Annotated in this window: 15 protein-coding genes; 9 read left to right on the top strand and 6 right to left on the bottom strand. The window is 57.1% G+C overall.

The features are described 5' to 3' along the window. Window positions 1-137: 137 nt before the first annotated feature. The 3 genes from LIO64_RS13050 to LIO64_RS12955 form a co-directional block, all read right to left on the bottom strand. A complete protein-coding gene (locus LIO64_RS13050; protein WP_012420149.1) occupies window positions 138-242 on the bottom strand; it encodes a hypothetical protein in 105 nt (34 codons plus the stop codon). A gap of 39 nt (window positions 243-281) precedes the next feature. Then, window positions 282-1,157, bottom strand: coding sequence for an ATP phosphoribosyltransferase (gene hisG, locus LIO64_RS12960; protein ID WP_290549871.1), 876 nt, complete (start codon window positions 1,155-1,157; stop codon window positions 282-284). A gap of 65 nt (window positions 1,158-1,222) precedes the next feature. Beyond that, entirely contained in the window at window positions 1,223-2,506 is a 1,284-nt protein-coding gene (locus tag LIO64_RS12955) for an aminopeptidase P N-terminal domain-containing protein (RefSeq protein WP_290549870.1), read from the bottom strand. Window positions 2,507-2,720: 214 nt separating this feature from the next. Here LIO64_RS12955 and LIO64_RS12950 point away from each other — a divergent pair, with 214 nt between their 5' ends. Then, on the top strand, window positions 2,721-3,008 hold the full coding sequence (locus LIO64_RS12950) for a hypothetical protein (RefSeq protein ID WP_290549869.1): 288 nt from the start codon (window positions 2,721-2,723) through the stop codon (window positions 3,006-3,008). Window positions 3,009-3,044: 36 nt separating this feature from the next. Next, window positions 3,045-3,779 carry a hypothetical protein gene (locus LIO64_RS12945; protein WP_290549868.1) on the top strand — a complete coding sequence of 245 codons (735 nt, stop codon included), beginning with the start codon at window positions 3,045-3,047 and terminating at the stop codon, window positions 3,777-3,779. Here LIO64_RS12945 and lgt read toward each other — a convergent pair. Beyond that, the gene (gene lgt / locus LIO64_RS12940; RefSeq protein WP_290549867.1) at window positions 3,776-4,840 is read right to left on the bottom strand and encodes a prolipoprotein diacylglyceryl transferase; all 1,065 of its coding nucleotides are present in this window, start codon (window positions 4,838-4,840) and stop codon (window positions 3,776-3,778) included. The genes LIO64_RS12945 and lgt overlap by 4 nt on opposite strands. Window positions 4,841-4,851: 11 nt before the next feature. Then, window positions 4,852-5,931, bottom strand: coding sequence for a M42 family metallopeptidase (locus LIO64_RS12935; RefSeq protein ID WP_290549866.1), 1,080 nt, complete (start codon window positions 5,929-5,931; stop codon window positions 4,852-4,854). A gap of 194 nt (window positions 5,932-6,125) precedes the next feature. On the opposite strand from LIO64_RS12935, the gene LIO64_RS12930 reads away from it, so the two are divergent. The 7 genes from LIO64_RS12930 to rho all read left to right on the top strand — a co-directional run bounded on the left by LIO64_RS12930 (window position 6,126) and on the right by rho (window position 15,703). After that, entirely contained in the window at window positions 6,126-6,845 is a 720-nt protein-coding gene (locus LIO64_RS12930) for an Amuc_1102 family pilus-like protein (protein WP_290549865.1), read from the top strand. 47 nt (window positions 6,846-6,892) lie between these two features. Then, on the top strand, window positions 6,893-8,731 hold the full coding sequence (locus tag LIO64_RS12925) for an Amuc_1101 family PilM-like pilus complex protein (RefSeq protein ID WP_290549864.1): 1,839 nt from the start codon (window positions 6,893-6,895) through the stop codon (window positions 8,729-8,731). A 29-nt stretch (window positions 8,732-8,760) separates the two neighbouring features. Beyond that, window positions 8,761-9,717, top strand: coding sequence for an Amuc_1100 family pilus-like protein (locus LIO64_RS12920; RefSeq protein WP_290549863.1), 957 nt, complete (start codon window positions 8,761-8,763; stop codon window positions 9,715-9,717). 33 nt (window positions 9,718-9,750) lie between these two features. After that, the gene (locus tag LIO64_RS12915) at window positions 9,751-10,764 is read left to right on the top strand and encodes an Amuc_1099 family pilus-like system protein (protein WP_290549862.1); all 1,014 of its coding nucleotides are present in this window, start codon (window positions 9,751-9,753) and stop codon (window positions 10,762-10,764) included. Window positions 10,765-10,835: 71 nt separating this feature from the next. Then, entirely contained in the window at window positions 10,836-13,565 is a 2,730-nt protein-coding gene (locus LIO64_RS12910; protein ID WP_290549861.1) for an Amuc_1098 family type IV pilus outer membrane protein, read from the top strand. A gap of 94 nt (window positions 13,566-13,659) precedes the next feature. Then, window positions 13,660-14,265 carry a dephospho-CoA kinase gene (coaE, locus tag LIO64_RS12905; protein WP_290549860.1) on the top strand — a complete coding sequence of 202 codons (606 nt, stop codon included), beginning with the start codon at window positions 13,660-13,662 and terminating at the stop codon, window positions 14,263-14,265. Further along, window positions 14,258-15,703: a transcription termination factor Rho gene (rho, locus tag LIO64_RS12900; RefSeq protein WP_290549859.1), complete on the top strand. Its 1,446-nt coding sequence runs from the start codon at window positions 14,258-14,260 to the stop codon at window positions 15,701-15,703. The genes coaE and rho overlap by 8 nt, the downstream gene beginning before the upstream one ends. Window positions 15,704-15,890: 187 nt before the next feature. Here rho and LIO64_RS12895 read toward each other — a convergent pair whose 3' ends face one another. Beyond that, window positions 15,891-17,816, bottom strand: coding sequence for a heavy metal translocating P-type ATPase (locus tag LIO64_RS12895; RefSeq protein WP_290549858.1), 1,926 nt, complete (start codon window positions 17,814-17,816; stop codon window positions 15,891-15,893). Window positions 17,817-17,828: the final 12 nt, after the last annotated feature.

Genomic DNA, 17,828 nt, shown 5'->3' with positions numbered 1-17,828 from the left:
ATTCCAATATGAAATCAAATTAATACTCTTTAACTCATTCAAATACATAAAAAACGGCGCCTTCCGTGATGCGGAGGACGCCGGGATTTTCCGGAAATCGGATTGACTGCCAGTTTGAGCAGCGAAGCGCACAAACCTTAGGACTTGTAACGCAAACGCTTCTTGTGACGGTTCTGACGCATGCGCTTGCTGCGCTTATGCTTGTTGATTTTTGCTTTACGGCGTTTTTTGAGCGATCCCATGATTGTGGTTCGTTTGTTGTTTTACTGTGGTGAGAAAAATTAGTAGACCAGCTTGTTGAGCGGGTATTCAATGATGCCTTCCGCGCCAAGGGCCTTGAGCTGCGGAATAATATCCCGCACGACGGATTCGTCAATGACCGTTTCCACGGCCAGCCAGCCTTCTTCCGCCAGATGGGAGATAGTAGGACGGCGCAGGGACGGCAGAGCGGCCACCAGGCCATCCAGGGAAGCGGAGGGCAGGTTCATTTTCAAGCCCACTTTCCGGCGCGCTTCCAGAGCGCCCTTGAGCATCATGACCAGGCTTTCCAGCTTTTCCTTCTTCCATTCATCCGCCATCGTTTCCCGGTTGGCGATGAATTGGGGGTAGGAGGTCATCAGAGTGTCCACGATGCGAAGCTTGTTGGCCTTGATGGAGCTGCCCGTTTCCGTGATGTCCACAATGGCGTCCACCAGTTCCGGCACTTTCACTTCCGTTGCGCCCCAGGAGAATTCCACATGGGCTTCGATTCCCTTTTCCTGGAGCCAGCGTTCCGTAATGCCCACGCCTTCCGTGGCGATGCGCTTGCCCTGCAGGTCTTCCGCACAGGTGATGGGGGAGTCTTCCGGAACCACCAGCACCCACCGGGTGGGCTTGGAGGTGGCCTTGGAGTATTGAAGGTCCGTCAGCACTTCCACGTCCGCGCGGTTTTCATAGATCCAGTCGCGTCCGGTGATGCCGCAGTCGATGAAACCGTCATTGACGTAACGGCCGATTTCCTGGGCGCGGATCAGAAAGAGTTCCAGATCGTCGTCGTCGCAAGTCGGGCGATACCCGCGGCTGGACACATAAACATTGTAGCCGGCCTTGCGGAACAATTCCACGGTGGAGTCCTGCAAACTGCCTTTGGGAAGTGCTATTTTGAGTTTCTTCGACATGATGGGACGGAAATGAAAACCCACGCGGGCCTCATTGTCAAGTTCAGAACCGAATCCGGCCCATTTTACCGGGCCATGAGCCGTTCAATGTCATCCGGTAGCAGGGGCACGTCCGCCAGCAGGTCAATGTTTTCCTTTTCTCCGATCAGAATATCGTTTTCCAGACGGATGCCCAGGCCTTCCTCCGCAATGTAGATGCCCGGTTCAATGGTGAAGACCATGCCCGGAAGCACGACGGGGTTGGTTTCCCCTACGTCGTGCACGTCCAGTCCCAGGAAATGGGAGCAGCCGTGCATATAGTATTTGCGGACGATGGGGGGATCAGACGGTTTTTCCGCCACCTGGGCAGGCGTGATAAGGCCCAGTTTGACGAGTTCCCCGGCGGCGAACACGCGCACCAGGCGTTCGTATTCCGATTTCAGGATGCCGGGCCGCAGGATGCTTTTGGCATACACCATCATGTTCAGCACGCTTTCATACACGGCGCGCTGGCGGGGGGTGAATTTTCCGTTCACGGGAACGGTGCGGGTCATGTCGGAGTTGTAATTGCCATACTCCGTGCCTATGTCCATCAGCACCAGTGCTCCGTCCTCGCACCGCTTGTCGTTCTGGATGTAGTGCAGCACGCAGGTGTCCTTTCCGGAGGCAATGATGGGCAGGAAGGAGAATTTGCGCGGCCCCCGGCTGATGAATTCATTAGCCAGGAAACCCTCTATCTGCCATTCCCCCACTCCCGGTTTGATAAACCTGAGCAGGGCGCGGAAGCCTTCATTGGTGATATCACAGGCCTTTTTGAGTGCCTTGATTTCCTCCGGCTTTTTGATCTGCCGCATCTCCGCCACAGTTTCGTAAACGTTTTTCAGGATTGCATCCGGGAATTTTTCCTTCAGGTCCTTGGTCATGCGCGCATTGCGCGTTTCCACCGGGCAGGTGCAGCGCGGATGCTGGTTGGCTTCCACAAAGACCATGGCGGCAGCCGGCACCAGGCTGTCCAGCAGCGCATCATATTCATTGGTCCAGCGCACATCCCGGATGCCGCTCAACTCCCTCGCCTGATCCTGCGTCAGGCGGGCCCCTTCCCAAATGGCGATCCTTTCATTCGTCTCACGCAGCAGCAGGATTTCATCCCAGCCGTCCTCCCGGATGGTCATGATGAGGACGGTTTCCTCCTGGTCGATTCCGGTGAGGTAGAAAAGATTGGCATTCTGGTGCAGGGCGAAGGTGCCGTCCGCATTCGTAGGGAATACATCATTGGCATGCAGAATCAGCATACTGCCGGCGGGCAGGCGGGAAGCCAGTTCCGCACGATTGCCGGCAAAAAAGGAGGAAGGAAGCGGCTCGTATCTCATACCGACAGCATGCCCCGCTTTTCCGGCTTGTCAACCATGCATCCGGACACGGAACAGCGTTCCAGCGGCTCTTTTAAATTCTTCCATCACGGCATTCTTTGTACCTTCCGTGTTTTATGTTTTTCCGTGCTGTTTTTCCGCTATGGACATTCTTTTTCCGGGCGTTTCCTGCACGTCCGGGCCTTAACGGCCCTACTTCCCTGCTCCATCACCCATGCAGCGGATTTCAAGGAGCGCCCGGCAACTTCAACCTTTTACTCCCGGCTCCACAGGAATTAAAGGCAACAGCGTTTCTCTGAATGGAGAAACAATCTCAAAGGAATTTTACAGATGCAACAACGCCCCTATCAATATTTTCTTCCGCAATCATGTTGAGGAGTTCGCCTGCGGCAAGTACAAACCAGACAGATTTGCCCGGCAGCTCGCGGCAACGCCGGGAAAAACTTTCCCGTCCCTGATCTTTCCCCGGCAGGGAAAACTCTTGACGGCAATCGAGTCATGACTCGAACACAGGCTATGGGGAATCCGTCTTACCCGCATGTACGGCGCTCTTCCAAAGCTCCTGCTGGCGCTGGGAACAGGATTGGTTTTTTCCTGTTCCAGTTCCCAGATCATGCCCGCTTCCCCCTTGATTACCCATCCTCTGCATGCGGATTCCAGACAGAGTTGCTTTGAAGGCGTCTGGTACAACCCCAGAGAACGGGCCATCTGGAATTCCCCCCGGCTGAAGGTATACGTAGCTCCCGTCAATATTGATTACATCAAGGCCAAGTTCCCAAAGGAAGCCCCTGCCCTGGCGGCACAGTTCAGAACCGAGCTGCAGAAAGACATTCGCAGGGTGCTGGAAAACAAAGCCAAACAGACCGGAGGAAGGATCAGGTGGCAATTGGTTGACCGCCCCTCGCCGGAAGGAGTCACCCTTTACATCGCCATGGTCAAGCTGAAGGCTACGGACGTGGGCGGCAACATCATGTCGGACCTGGTTTCCCTGGCCTCCCCCCTGCCGGGAACCTCTCTGATCCTGGGCAGTTTCATGAGCGGGGACGTAGGCATTGAAGGGCGCCTGTCAGACATGCGCACGGGCACCAGCATTATGGAGTTCAAGGCTTACAACGCAGACCCCATCACCCTGTTTTCCGTGAAGGAGTTTGAACGCTTCGCCTTTGACCGGCAAAATCTGCAGCTTTTCGCCAGCGGCATCTCCGACATTTTCAAGGCGGGACCGTCCAGTTATATTCCCAGCACAGGGGAAATTGACCTGGATCCGTTTTAAAGGGCTTTCCCGGCAGACTCTTCCCTGTTCTTTTTCCCAGGCTCATAAAAGGCGCATTGCTGGACCGTCTGCCTGGTTTTAAAGGCATACGCAAAGAAGGCGACGCCCACCAGCACGAGGAAGACGGAAAGGAATTGCCCGCGGGTCAGCCCCATGGAGAAGGGGGAATCCGGTTCCCGGTATTCCTCGCAAATGATTCTGCCGGCAGCATAAAGGATGGCAAAAATCCCGCAGAACACCCCGTTCCACGCACGCGGGAATTTCACCCGAATGAACCACAGAACGGCAAACAGAACTATTCCTTCCGCAAATGCCTCATACAGCTGGGAGGGGTAGCGCGCATGATCCTGCATCATCTGCCCCACGATTTCCTTGACGGCGGGCGTATCCCTCACCCGGTCGACCACCCAGTCGGGAGTCATGGACATGTTGTCCCGAAAGGTTTTCCCGGAGGAAAACAGTTCATCCACCAGTCCGGGCGTTTCATAAATGCGTGTGGCCACCTTGGCGAATAACGTATTGTCCTGAAGAAGTTCTGCCGGAAAAATCATTCCCTGAGAAGAGCCGGGCGATACAATGCGCCCATACAGTTCTCCATTGATAAAATTAGCCATGCGGCCAAAAAACAGCCCAACGGGAGCCACAATGGCGAGCCCGTCCAGCAGGGCCACCCACTTGACGCGGTGCTTCCACGCATAATAAAACGTGTACAGGCCCACGCCGATCATCCCTCCGTGGCTGGCCATCCCCCCCTCCCACACCCGCAGAGCCATGAGGGGGTCTTCCAGGAAGCGGGACAAGCCATGATTGGGTATCTGGTAAAAGAGCACGTATCCCAGCCGTCCGCCGAGCAGGACGCCAAAGATCGCCACATAGGTGACGAAATCCGCCAGCTTGTCCTGCGGAATGGGGTACAGCTTCCGGCGGGACAGCCAGGAAAGCAGGAAATATCCTCCGATGAAGCCCATCAGGTAAGCCACGCCATACCAGCGCAGGGCAATGGAATCCGTAATCTGCAAGATGACGGGATCCAGATCGTGTACGTAAGTGGTCGGATTCATGAGCGTTCCTTTCAGGGAAGGTAATGGGTAAGGGCGTTCACGGTTTCCTGGTCCAGGGAACGCGCCAACGCCACCGTTAATTCCACTGCCGCGCGGTAATCCCGCAAGTCCAGCACGCCGTTATGGGCATGGATGTACCGGGTCGGGACTCCAAGGACAATGCAGGGAACGCCCTTGCCGGAAAGATGAAGGGCGGCGGCATCCGTCCCGCCCGAACGGCGCACCGTCAGCTGAAAGGGTATGCCCTGATCCACAGCTATTTTCTCCGCCAGGGCGGCCAGTCGCGGATTAGTGATGGCCGTGGGATCAAACAACCTGACCTGCACGCCGCCGCCCAGAACTCCCTGGGAATCCGCCACCGTAAAACCAGGGGTATCGTCCGCGGGCGGACCTTCCAGCACAATCACGCAATCCGGACGCATGGCGACTCCGGCCGTCCTGGCGCCCCGCGTGCCTACCTCTTCCTGCACCGTGCCGGCGGCAATCAGGGTATTGGGGTGCCCTTCCCGGCACAATGCCTTGAATGCTTCAATCATCACGGAAAGGCCGGCGCGGTTGTCAAAGGCCTTGCCCATGACCCGGAAGGGATTTTCCAAAGGTGAGAATTTCACGTCAGGCACTACCGGATCCCCCAGATGAATGCCGAATTCATTCCGCACCTGTTCTGCGCTTTCAGCTCCCACGTCCACAAAGAGGGCCTCCATGCCCATGACGCTGTTGCGCTGGCCCTCCGGCAGAAAATGGGGCGGCTTGGAACCGATGACGCCCTGGATGCTGCGGCCTGAACGCGTTTTCACCAGAACACGCTGACTTAACAGCGTATGCGGCCACCAACCGCCTATGCCCACCAATTGCAGAAAACCGCTTCCCGTGATGTTCTGCACCAGGAACCCGATCTCGTCCATGTGGGCGGCCAGCATCACGCGGGGACCAGAATCGCCGTTGGTGCAAAACAAACATCCGGAACCGTCGGAGGAAAACTCCCCGCAGCCTTCAAGTTCTTGTACCACAAGGCTCCGTATTTCATCCTCATGGCCTGAAATGCCATGGGCCTCTGAAAACTTTTTCAGCAGATCCGAATCAATCGCCATGGGCCGAGCATGTGAAAACACCCCTTCCAGGTCAAGCCCGCAGCCATGCCGCATGATTTTTTCTTGACTGCACGGGTAGAACCTCCGGATTGCGCCGCATCATGTACCGCACCCGTTCCATGGAAAGAAACAAGAGATTTTTGCTAGCCACAGTTCGGTTTTTGGTGTAACTAATCAGGGAATCGAATTGTGCTATGAAATCCATCCTTAACACTATCACGGCCATGCTGGCTGCGGTGCTTTTCATTCCTGTGGCATCGGCGCAAACCACCAGCAATCCCAGAATGCAGGTGAAGGTCACGCTGGAAAAGCTTTCCCTGTACATGCGCCAGTCTCCCAACGTCATGACCCAGGACGATCCCAGGCCGCTGCCGAAGCCGAAGAGGTGGGCGGATTTTGAAATTCCCTTCAAGGTGGAGGCCGCCCCCATGCCCAAATCCGGCTACATTGATTCCCTGACGTTCAAATTCTATATTGCCGTCGTCAACCCGGACCGCGCCCGCCAGTACCTGAAACTGTACAAGGAAGTTAAATACGTCAACGTTCCGGTAGGGGAAGCCACGTACGCCTCTGTCTATCTTTCCCCCTCCTCCGTCAAACGCATCACCGGGTCCGAAGGCGGCAGGGGCAAGTGGGTAAAGTATCAGGGCGTGGTAGTGGAATACGGCGGCAAAGTAGTCGCCACTTATTCCTCCGAACGCGGCAAGATGGAAAAATGGTGGGCCATTCAGTCCCCCAGCATCGTGGAAACTTCCTACTATCCCCTGTTGAACAAGGATGAAACCCCCTTCTCCGTGTACTGGTATGACCGCTATCCGGAAATCATGAGACCCAATAGCCAACAGACAGCACCCAGCCCGGCGCCCGCCCCGTTCGGAACTCCTGCGGAAACCCCGGCGGCAGACGGCGAATAACGTCCCATCAGCATTTTCACCTCACTTTTATTTAACAGAAATCACCCATGGCTAATTCACGACAAATCGTCGCATTAAACGTAGGTTCCCAGAGAGTATCAATGGGCGTCTTTTCCAAGACCTCCAAAGACGCTCTCATTCTGGACCGCTATGCTACGCGCCTCGTAGTGCTGGACCCGTCAGCGGAAGGCCTGCGCCTGACGAAAATAGGGGAAGCTATCGCCGACCTCGTCCAGGAACTCAATGTCAAAGGCAGCGTTGTCAACTATTCCGTTTCCGGACAATCCGTTTTCATCCGCTTCGTCAAGCTTCCGGCCCTGGACGACACCGATGTGGAACAGCTCATCCGCTTTGAAGCCCAGCAGCATGTCCCCTTCCCCCTGGATGAAGTGGTGTGGGACTACCACCTGCTCCCGGCCAAAGGACTGGAACGTGAAGCGATCCTGGTAGCCATCAAGGCGGAAGACCTGGACACCCTTAATGATGAAATCACTTCCCACGGCCTTTCCACCGGCAAGGTGGACTGTGCGCTGACCTCCCTGTACAACGCTTATGTGGACAGCTACCCGGATGAAAAGGAGCCTGTGATGCTCATTGACATCGGCGCCAAATCCACGGACCTGATCTACAGCGAGCAGGGACGCTTTTTCACCCGCAGCATTTCCGCGGGCGGCATTTTTGTCACCTCCGCCATCGCCCGTGAATTCAACGTTCCCTTCATGGAAGCCGAACGCCTGAAGACCACCAGCGGACTCGTTTCCATGAGCAACGGGCAAACGGAAGGGCTGGACCCCGCCACGGCCAACCTGGCTACCGTCATCCGCACGGCCATGACCCGGCTGGCTTCCGAAATCCAGCGCACCACCAACCATTACCGCGCCCAGATGAACGGAAGCGCGCCCGTCAAGGCATACCTGTGCGGAGGGGGCGCGTCCCTGCCCTACACCAAGGAATTCCTTGAAGACAAGCTGGGCATTCCGATTTCCTTCTTCAACCCCATGCACAACGTGGGAGTGGGTTCCGGAGTGGACGTCAATACCATCTCCCGTGAAGCCTTCATCCTGGGCGGCCTGATCGGCACCGCCGTCAACGCCGTTGGCAGGGCTTCCCTCAACATTGACCTGGAACCCACGGCAATTGCCAAAAAGCGGGCCAACCAGAAGAAGATGCCCGCCATTATCGCCGGAGTCGCCATCGCCGTTATCGGCGCCGCAGCCTATGCCGCGACGGGATACATGGGCGTGAAAAAGGCGGAGGAAACCCTCGCGGGCGTCAATCCCACCGTCACGTCCATCAAGTCGGAACAATCCGCCCTGCGTCAGAAGGAACAGGAACTGAAAAAGCTGGACGCCACCCTGGCCTCCTACCAGCAGCTGACACTCCAGCGCTACGGTTATGCGGACATCATCAAGCACCTGCTGGAACAGTCGGAACACAAGGACTATCCCTACTGGTTCACGGACTTTGAACCGCTGGCGCACTTCAATCCGGAGGATACCACCCAAATCACGGGCTATTCCGTCATCAAGGATTCCTTTACATCGGATAAAAACACGTCCCTGGTGGATGACATCAGGACGGAATCCTCCGCAAACGCCTCCAGTGACGATGATCAATCCGTTTACAGCGTCAATGCCGTGCGTCTGACGGGCTTTGTCCGGCGCTCCCTGGGCGGACAGAGAATCATCCAGGAACTTCAGGCGAAAATAGACGGAAACAAGGACTCCTTGTTCACTTTCAAACATGGGGACGCCAAGCTGGAAGCGCGCCAGATCATGGAACTGGGTGCCAAGGACGCCAAGATAGATGCAGCAGCCGGGCCCTTTGTTCCCTTCAAGCTGGTGCTTCCGTTAAAAACTCCCATCCCCGTGCATTTTAACAAATAAGATTACCCAACCCGAACAAGACACATTTTATGAGCAATTGGATTACAGACAACAAGCCCGCCGCCATGGTAGCAGGCGTGGGGCTTCTCTTATTCCTGGGGTTATCCGTGACTGGGTACATCGTCAATTCCAAACGCAGTGAGCTGGACAAGAAAATCAGCGTCGCTTCCAAGGAGATTAAATCCGCCAACGCTGCGGAAATCACGCCAAGCCGTGCATCGAACGAAGAGCTGGAAAAGGAACTGAACCGCTATGCCAAGGCGGTTACCAACCTGGAAACGGCGTACAAGCCTTTCCTGGCCTCCTCCGCACTGGTTCCCACCACGCCTACCGCGTTCCAGAATGAGCTGAAAACATTCCGGGATACCCTGATCGCTTCCTGCAAGAAAAAGAACATCCTGATTACGGACACTTCCTCCTGGCTCGGCTTCCAGGTTTACAGCACCCAGGCGCCCTCCGTACAGGCGGCGCCCACACTGGGCTTTGAACTGAAAGCCGTCAACGCCCTCGTCAACAAGCTGACGGATTGCGGACTGACCAAATTCATCAAGGTGTACCGTCCCCAGCTTCCTATTGAAAACCCGGCCCGCAACCCGGAAGAGGAAGCGGACGAGCCCAACCAGGCGCCATGGACGCCCATGCCGTTGGAAGTCGCCTTCCAGGGCGACCGGGAGAGCGTGCTGAAGGCCATGAACGCCATTACGGACTCCCAGGAGTACCTGTTCACGGTCAATTCCATCAGAATCCGCAATGAACGGATGATGCCCACCCCCATCGCCAGCCCGGCAGCGGCCAAGCCTGCCGCCGCCCAGCCTGCCACGGGAGCGGCGGACCTGAGGCCGGCGGATGAAGCGGCCCAACCCGCAGCTCCGGTCATCCAGCAAGTCATCAAGCCTTACATGGGCAAGGAACAAATCTTTGTCCAGGTCTCCCTGAACCTGGTCCACTTCAACCAGCCCAAGGCACAGGAAACGTCTGAAGACTAATTACGGCAACCAACCGCAGCAAATACTTTCAACATGTCTGAAAAACAAAACTACGACAAAATCCTGCTGGCTTCCGGCATCGTCCTGGGCCTGGGGGTAGCCGCCTACGGTACGCTGACCCTTCTGGGACTGAATGACAAGTACAAGTTCACCACGCAGGTTTCAGAAAAGACGATTGAACCCCCTGCCGGCATTAAAAAAGCCGCGGAAATCAATCAGGAACTTTCCGCCTCCCACGAACTCAAGCCCATTGCACAGGAAACGCAGCAATACGTAGGTTTCGTAGCGCCCAATCTCTGGATCAAGGAAGGGGCAACGGAACCCTTTGACATCATCTCCGGCCCTCCCATCCACGGCAACATTCCGAACAAATGGTTCCTGGACAACGGCCTGGAAAACGAGTTCGTTTACTCGGACGTCCTCACCCGCGATCCGGACAACGACGGATTCACGGTGCAGGAGGAATACGAGGCTAAAACGCATCCCAATGATCCGAACAGCCATCCGCCCCTCATCAACAAGCTTTTTGTCGACGAGATCAAGCAATTCGGCTTCTACCTGGCATTCACGCAAGCGGACGGCAATGACTTCACCTTCAAGGGAATGAACCGCGCCAAGCAGGAACTGTGGAGAAACATCGTCCAGCCCAACGGCCAGTTCGGAACCCGGAAAAACACGAAAGACAAGCCCAGATTCGAGCTGGTCAGCGTCGCCAGCAAGGAGTTCAAGAACCCCAGCCTGGACATGGTGGAAACGGATGAGGAGGCCGTCGTCAAAGACCTGAAACCGACCAAGAACGGCCAAACCTACACCATCAGGCGCGGCACCAAATACCTCATTCCCATCGTTGATAAGAAAGTAAACCTTACTATCGCCGCCGGACCGGAGCGGGACACCAGCTTCGAAGTGGAAGAGGGTGCAGACTTCCAGATTCCGGGAGACACCAAACAGACCTACACGCTGAAAACCGTTGATAATGCTACACAGACCGTAACCATTGCCAACAAAACCACTGGAGAACAAACAACACTGAGCAAGAAAAAATAGACCCGGATTTAAACTTTTCTGAAAAAAAAGCTTCACAAATCCGAAAAACATGTAAAAAGAAGAACCTAACTATGGACCACGCACCACTTTATCAACCGAAGCGTTCTCTGATCGCGCTGATGGCCATTGCTGCCTCCTGCCCGTTTGCGCAGGCTGGCGATGGCGGCGCCGTCGGAACCTCCAGTGCCTTGGGACCGTCCTACGCCGGACCGGGCAGTTACTACCAATCCGATGCAGCGCGCATTGCCATGGCCCGTCGCGAAGCGCAAACCCAGGAAGCCATGCAGCTCCTTGCCGAAGGCCGCAACCTGTACCGCGAAGGCAAGTACAAGGAAGCCTTGGACAAATACAACGCCGCTTACAACCTGCTGCCTGCCGCGCCGATCAATGACCAGCGCAAGGAAGCCATCGCCAACCACATTGGCGACGCCAGCATCGCCGTGGCACAGGAATACATCAAAGTGGGCCGCTATGACGAAGCTGACAAGCTTCTGCAGGACGCCATCAAGCTCAATCCCCGGAGCGCCAAGCTTGCCAAGCAGACGCTCGAATACATGAAGGATCCGATTCGCACGAACCCCGCGAACAATCCCGAGCACGTCAAGAACGTGGAAAAGGTGAACACCCTTCTCCACATGGCCTATGGTTACTATGACCTCGGCGACTATGACAAAGCCATCGCCGAATTCAACAAGGTTCTTACCGTTGACCCGTACAACGTGGCGGCCCGCCGCGGCATGGAAACGGTCAACCGCCGCAGAATGGCCTATTACGCGGCCGCCTATGACGAAAACCGCAGCACCATGCTTGCGGAAGTGGACAAAATGTGGGAACGCCCCATTCCGATGGAAGTTCCGACCGGTCCCGACAACGGAGACAACCCCCCGATGACCGACGTCAACGGAGCCACGGCCAACCTGATGAAGCTCAAGAGCATCATCATTCCCTCCGTCTCCTTTGAAGATACCACCGTGGAAGACGCCATCGACTACCTGCGCAAGAAGTCCGTTGAACTGGACCGCACCGTAGGCCCGAACGGCGAACGCGGCATCAACTTCGTCATTAACGATTCCCAGCCCGCAGCCGTTACTCCGACAGCCCCGACAGCCGATGACAACGGCGGCTTTGGCGAGGACACCACAGAGGTCACGGAAGTAGCTCCGGCCGCTCCCCAGGAAAGCATCCGCACCCGCAAGATCGGCCAGCTGAAGCTGACCAACGTTCCCATGCTGGAAGTGTTGCGCTTCATCTGCAGCAATGCGGGCCTTCGCCAGAAGGTGGAAGACTATGCAGTCACCATTCTTCCCGCCGGCGGCAATGACGTGGACCTCTATCAGCGCACCTTCTCCGTACCTCCGGGCTTCCAGTCCGCCCTGCGCACTACTGTTGGTGACGGCGGCGACGGCGGCGTCAGCGACGACCCCTTTGGCGGCGGCGGTGAAAGCTCCTCCGGCCTCAAGCCCATGCCCTCCATCCGCAGCCTGCTTCAAAAGAGCGGCATCAGCTTCCCGGAAGGGGCCACGGCATTCCTTGTCAACGGAAACTCCTCCCTGGTCGTCCGCAACACCTCCGGCAACCTGGACCTGATCGAACAGCTCATTGAAAACACCCGCGGTGAATCCCAGCAGGTGCGCATCATGACCAAGTTCGTGGAAGTGACCCAGGAAAACACGGAAGAACTCGGCTTTGACTGGATCGTCACTCCGTTCTCCGTCAGCAACGACCGCAGCACCTTCCTGGGCGGCGGCACGAACTACGGCACCGGCCTTATTCCCGACGATTTCACCCAGTCTCCCGGCGGCGTGAGCGGCTGGCCCGTGAACAACAAGAACACCAACACGGACGGCAACGGCCTGATCAACGGTCTCGCCACCGGCGGCAACCGCACGGGCGACTATGCCATCTCCGAAAACTCCGTGGACAACCTGCTGAACAGCACCAATCGTTCTGAAGCAACCAAGAAGAACCCGGCCCCTGGCATCATGTCCCTGACGGGCATCTATGACGAAGGCGCCTTCCAGATGCTGATGCGCGGCCTGTCCCAGAAGAAGGGTTCCGACGTTCTCACCGCTCCCAGCGTAACAGCCAAGTCCGGTGAAACCGCCAAGATTGAAATCATCCGCGAATTCTGGTACCCCACCGAATACGAACCGCCGGAACTTCCCAACAACGTGAGCAGCTGGGGCGGCAACTACAACAACCGGAACAACGTTCTGGATGATCTTGTAGGCACCGAAAACCCGGCCCAGGTCACCAGCTTCCCCGTCACTCCCGCCACTCCCGGCGTGTTTGAAATGAAGCCCGTTGGCGTGACCCTGGAAGTTGTGCCCACCATTGGTGACAACAAGTACATCATTGACCTCAACTTCAAGCCCAGCATCGTGGAATTTGAAGGCTTCGTGAACTACGGCAGCCCGATCCAGTCCACCGGCGTTGGTTCCGACGGCAAGCCGATGTCCCTGACTCTGACGGAAAACCGCATTGAGCAGCCCATCTTCTCCAAGCGTTCCGTTGAAACGTCCCTGTTCATCTACGACGGCCACACCGTGGCAATCGGTGGTTTGATCACGGAAAACGTGCAGACGGTGGAAGACAAGGTGCCGATCTTCGGTGATCTGCCTCTCGTCGGACGCTTCTTCCGCAGCAACTCTGACAACCACATCAAGAAGAACCTGATGATCTTCGTGACGGGTCAGATCATTGACGCCACGGGCCAACCCGTACGCGGCAATGCCCTTCCCACGGCGGCTGCACCGGAAAGCGCACTTCCTGCTTCCGAAGGCCTGCTGCCTCCCATGTAGGCGGCGTGCATAACGTCCATATTGGAGCGGGTGAAAGGGTGAACCTTTCACCCGCTTCTTTGCGTCCCAGACATATCCCTGTTTTCCCTCCCTGATGAAGACCTTGATTGTGACCGGAGGAATTGCCACCGGAAAATCCACCGCCGTCCGCCTGCTGATGGAAACCGGAGGACCGCGCCTGCACCTTTTTGACTGTGATTCGGAGGCGGGCAAACTGCTGGACGGGGGCAGGCTGAAAGAAAGCCTCTCCAGCGCCTTCGGCCCCGCCAGCGTAGAGGCCTCCGGCCGGGCGGACAGGAATTTCCTGCGGGAGCTCGTCTTCCGGAATCCGGAAAGCCGCAAGGTGCTGGAAGGGATTATTCATCCCCTGCTGCACCAAGAATGTCTTGCGCAAATGAAAGCGGCGCGTCAGAATACGGCGGTAGACGGGTTTGTCATTGACGTGCCATTGTTTTTTGAAACATCGGTGCACTACCACCAGGATGCCGTATGCGTGGTGGCCGTTTCCAGGGAAACGCAGAAAACCCGCCTGGCTCTCAGGAACGGATTCCGTGAGGATATGATTGAAGCCATTTTGGCTGCTCAGCGTCCTATCATGGAAAAAGTGGCCGCAGCCGATTTCGTCCTCTGGAACGAAGGGCCGCCAGACCTGCTCCGCCGGCAAACCCAAAGACTCCATCAACATTTTTTCCATGACTGAAGAACTCGACCACAAGTCCCTCCCCACCGGAGAAGACCCGCAGGCAACTCCTCCCAAGGCCCTTTCCGCACCAGAAGAGGTTTCTGCGGAACATCCGGCCACCGCTTCCGGACAAAACGCCGGGGCTCCGGCCTGTACTCCGGCACCGCCGGCGCAGGCAGAGGAAGATACCGCTCCCGTTCTGGAACAAATGGATATCAATGAATTGCGTGGACGCCCCCTGAACGATCTTCAGGAGATGGCAGAAGGCCTTCCCATTCGTAACGCATCTTCCCTCACCAAGTCCCAGCTGGTTTTTGAACTGGGAAAACAGCTTCTGGCAAAAGGGCATGAAGTAGTCGTTTCCGGCGTCATGGAACAGGCCAAGGACAACTATGCCATGCTGCGGGACCCGGTTAAAAGTTTCCGCACCTCTCCGGATGACATTTATCTGGGCGGCAATCTCATCAAGCCTCTGCACCTTCGCGTAGGCCAGCAGATCAAAGTCAGGCTCCGCAAACTGCGCCCCCATGACAAATACCTTTCCGCCGCCTCCGTCATCAGTGTGGAAGGCATCCCTGCGGAAGATTACCGTGCGCGCAGCGATTTTGAACGCCTCACCCCCCTCTTCCCCAAGGAACGCCTTCTTTTGGAAAACAAGGAAGTCAATTCCGCCGCCATGCGCGTGCTGGATCTCATGACTCCCTTCGGCAAAGGCCAGCGCGGCCTGATCGTGGCCCCGCCCCGCGGCGGCAAAACCGTTCTTCTGAAAACAATCGCCCGTTCCATTAAAGCCAATTACCCGGAGGTGGAACTGATTGTGCTTCTGCTGGACGAACGGCCGGAAGAAGTAACGGATTTTGAAGAAACCGTGAACGCTCCGGTTTTCGCCTCCACCTTTGACGAGCCTTCCCGCCGGCACGCCCAGGTCTCCGACCTGGTGATTGAGCGCGCCAAGCGCCTGGTGGAAATGGGCAAGGACGTTGTCATCCTGCTGGATTCCCTGACCCGGCTGTCCCGCGGCTACAATGCCAACCAGACGGGCGGACGCATCATGTCCGGCGGCCTGGGTTCCAACGCCCTGGAAAAACCGCGCAAATTCTTCTCCGCCGCACGCAACGTGGAGGAAGGCGGCAGCCTGACCATCATCGCCACGTGCCTGGTGGATACGGAATCCAGAATGGATGAAGTGATCTTTGAAGAATTCAAGGGAACGGGCAACCTGGAAATACGCCTGGACCGGGAACTTTCCGAACGGCGCATTTATCCGGCCATCTCCCTCTCCCAGAGCGGCACCCGCAATGACGACAGGCTGTACAATGAACAGGAGTTCGTCAAAATCATGCAGCTGCGCCGCCAGCTCGCCATGAAACCGGGATGGGAAGGCCTCCAGGCCCTCCTGCAAAACATTTCCAAGACGCAGAACAATGCGGAACTTCTGCTGACAGGGCTGCGTTAAGGTTTATCCTTTCTTTTTCCGTTTTTACCGCCTCCGTTCCCTTGCCGGGACGGAGGCTTTTTTATGGGGATGTTCTCTGTTATTCCCGGTGTTCGCGGCAGCATTGGACATCATGGACATCATGGATACCATGTTTACCGGGAGCGGCTTCATCCGGAAAAAGGAGGACTGAACAGAATCATCTCCGTCAGTCGCCCAGCCTTACCCGGAAGATGCGCATGGAGTTGCCCACCGCAAGCAGGCAGACGCCTACATCCGCTATAACGGCGCCCCACATTCCGGCCAGGCCCAGAATACCCAGCACCATCACCAGCAGCTTGACGCCCAGAATCAGAACGATATTCTGCACGACAATGCGCTCCGTCGCCCGGGACAGCAGCATCCCCTGGGGAACGGAAACGGGATCGCCCTTCATGATCACCATGTCAGCCGCCTGGAGAGCCGTATCGGAACCCACACCGCCCATGGCGATCCCAATGTCGGAGGCCGCCAGGGAGGGAGCGTCATTCATCCCGTCCCCTACAAAGGCGAGCAGCCCCGTTTCAGGCTTCAACCGGCGCACATGCTCCAGCTTGTCAGCCGGCATCAGTCCGCTGAACACCTCGTCCAGCCCCAGTTTCCGCCCCACCTCCGCACCGGCGGAAGAGGAATCCCCCGTCAGCATGACCAGCCTGGAAACTCCCAGTTCCCGCAATTTCCTCACCGCCTGTTCCGCATCCGGCTTGATCCGGTCAGACAGGCGCAGCCTCCCCAGCAGGACGCCGTCCAGCGCTACGTAAATAGTCACGCCGCGGTCCTCTTCATCCCCCGTCCCTACTCCGGCCTCCTGAAGAAAAGCCTTCTTTCCCACCAGCACGGTCTTCCCTTCCACACGGGCGGAAACGCCTCCTCCCGTCACTTCCACCAGTTCCGCCACACGGTCCGGGAACAGGTGGCCGTCATACGCCTTCACAATGGAACGCCCCAGAGGATGGGAAGCGGAGCTTTCCGCGTGGGCCGCCCAGTACAGCAGCTGTTCCGGAGCGACTCCCTCACAGGGAAGCACTTCATCCACGAAAAAAACGCCCTCCGTTAAGGTTCCCGTCTTGTCAAACACCACCGTCTTCACCTTCCGCAGGGCATCCAGGTAATTGCTCCCTTTCAGCAGAATCCCATGGCGCGCCGCCCTTCCTATCCCGGCAAAGAAGCCCAGCGGAATGGACAGCACCAGCGCACAGGGGCAGGAGATCACCAGCAGAACCAGCGCGCGGAACAAACCGTCCGACCAGCTTCCACCCGTCACGAAGGGATAAAGAAGGAACACCAGAACGGCAATGGAGATCACCAGCGGCGTATAAAGGCGTGAAAACCGGGACAGCCTCCCTTCCAAAGGGGATTTGTGGCCGGAAGCGGCCTCCACCAGCTCCTGGACCCTGGCCAGGGCCGAATGCCGCCAGTCACGGTCCGCACGAACTTCCAGCACCCCCTGCCCGTTGATATATCCCGCCAGCACGGCCCCCCCGGCTCCAACCTCCACCGGCAGGGATTCTCCGGTCATGGCGGAGGTATCCAGCACGGAGTTCCCTCCCGTCACCAGGCCGTCCAGCGGAACGCGTTCTCCGGGACGCACTTCAATCAGGGAACCGGGCCGGACCTCCGCGGGAGGAACGTCACGGATAAAGCCGTCCTCTTTTACATGGACGGCATCAGGCCTTAAATTCATCAGCTCGCTCACGGATCGGCGGGAATTGCCCACCGCACGCTCCTGAAGATACTCTCCCACACGGTAGAAAAGCATCACGCCCACCGCCTCGGAGTAATCTCCCAGGAACATCGCCCCCAGGGAGGCAATACTCATCAGGAAGTTTTCATCCATCACAAAACCGCGCTTCAATCCCAGAAAAGCCGTCTTCAATACATCCCAGCCTATCAACAGGTAGGCGGCCGCATAGGCAGCCACGCCGCTCCATGAATCGCTTCCCATGACCAGGGCTGCGGCAAACAGGACTAGTCCCAGTACGGCGGGAACGGGCCTGATAGAGCCTCCGGAGCCGCAGCAGCTTCCGGAACAGCACCCTCCTGCACAGCAGGAAGCTCCTTCTGTCAAATGCTCGTGGGAATGTTCCGTACTCATGACTTGTTCCGC

The sequence above is a fragment of the Akkermansia sp. genome, from assembly GCF_020860705.1.
Taxonomy (GTDB): Bacteria; Verrucomicrobiota; Verrucomicrobiia; order Verrucomicrobiales; family Akkermansiaceae; genus Akkermansia.
Note: the sequence above shows the minus strand (reverse complement) of the source record. Positions and strands in the feature narration are given on the sequence as shown.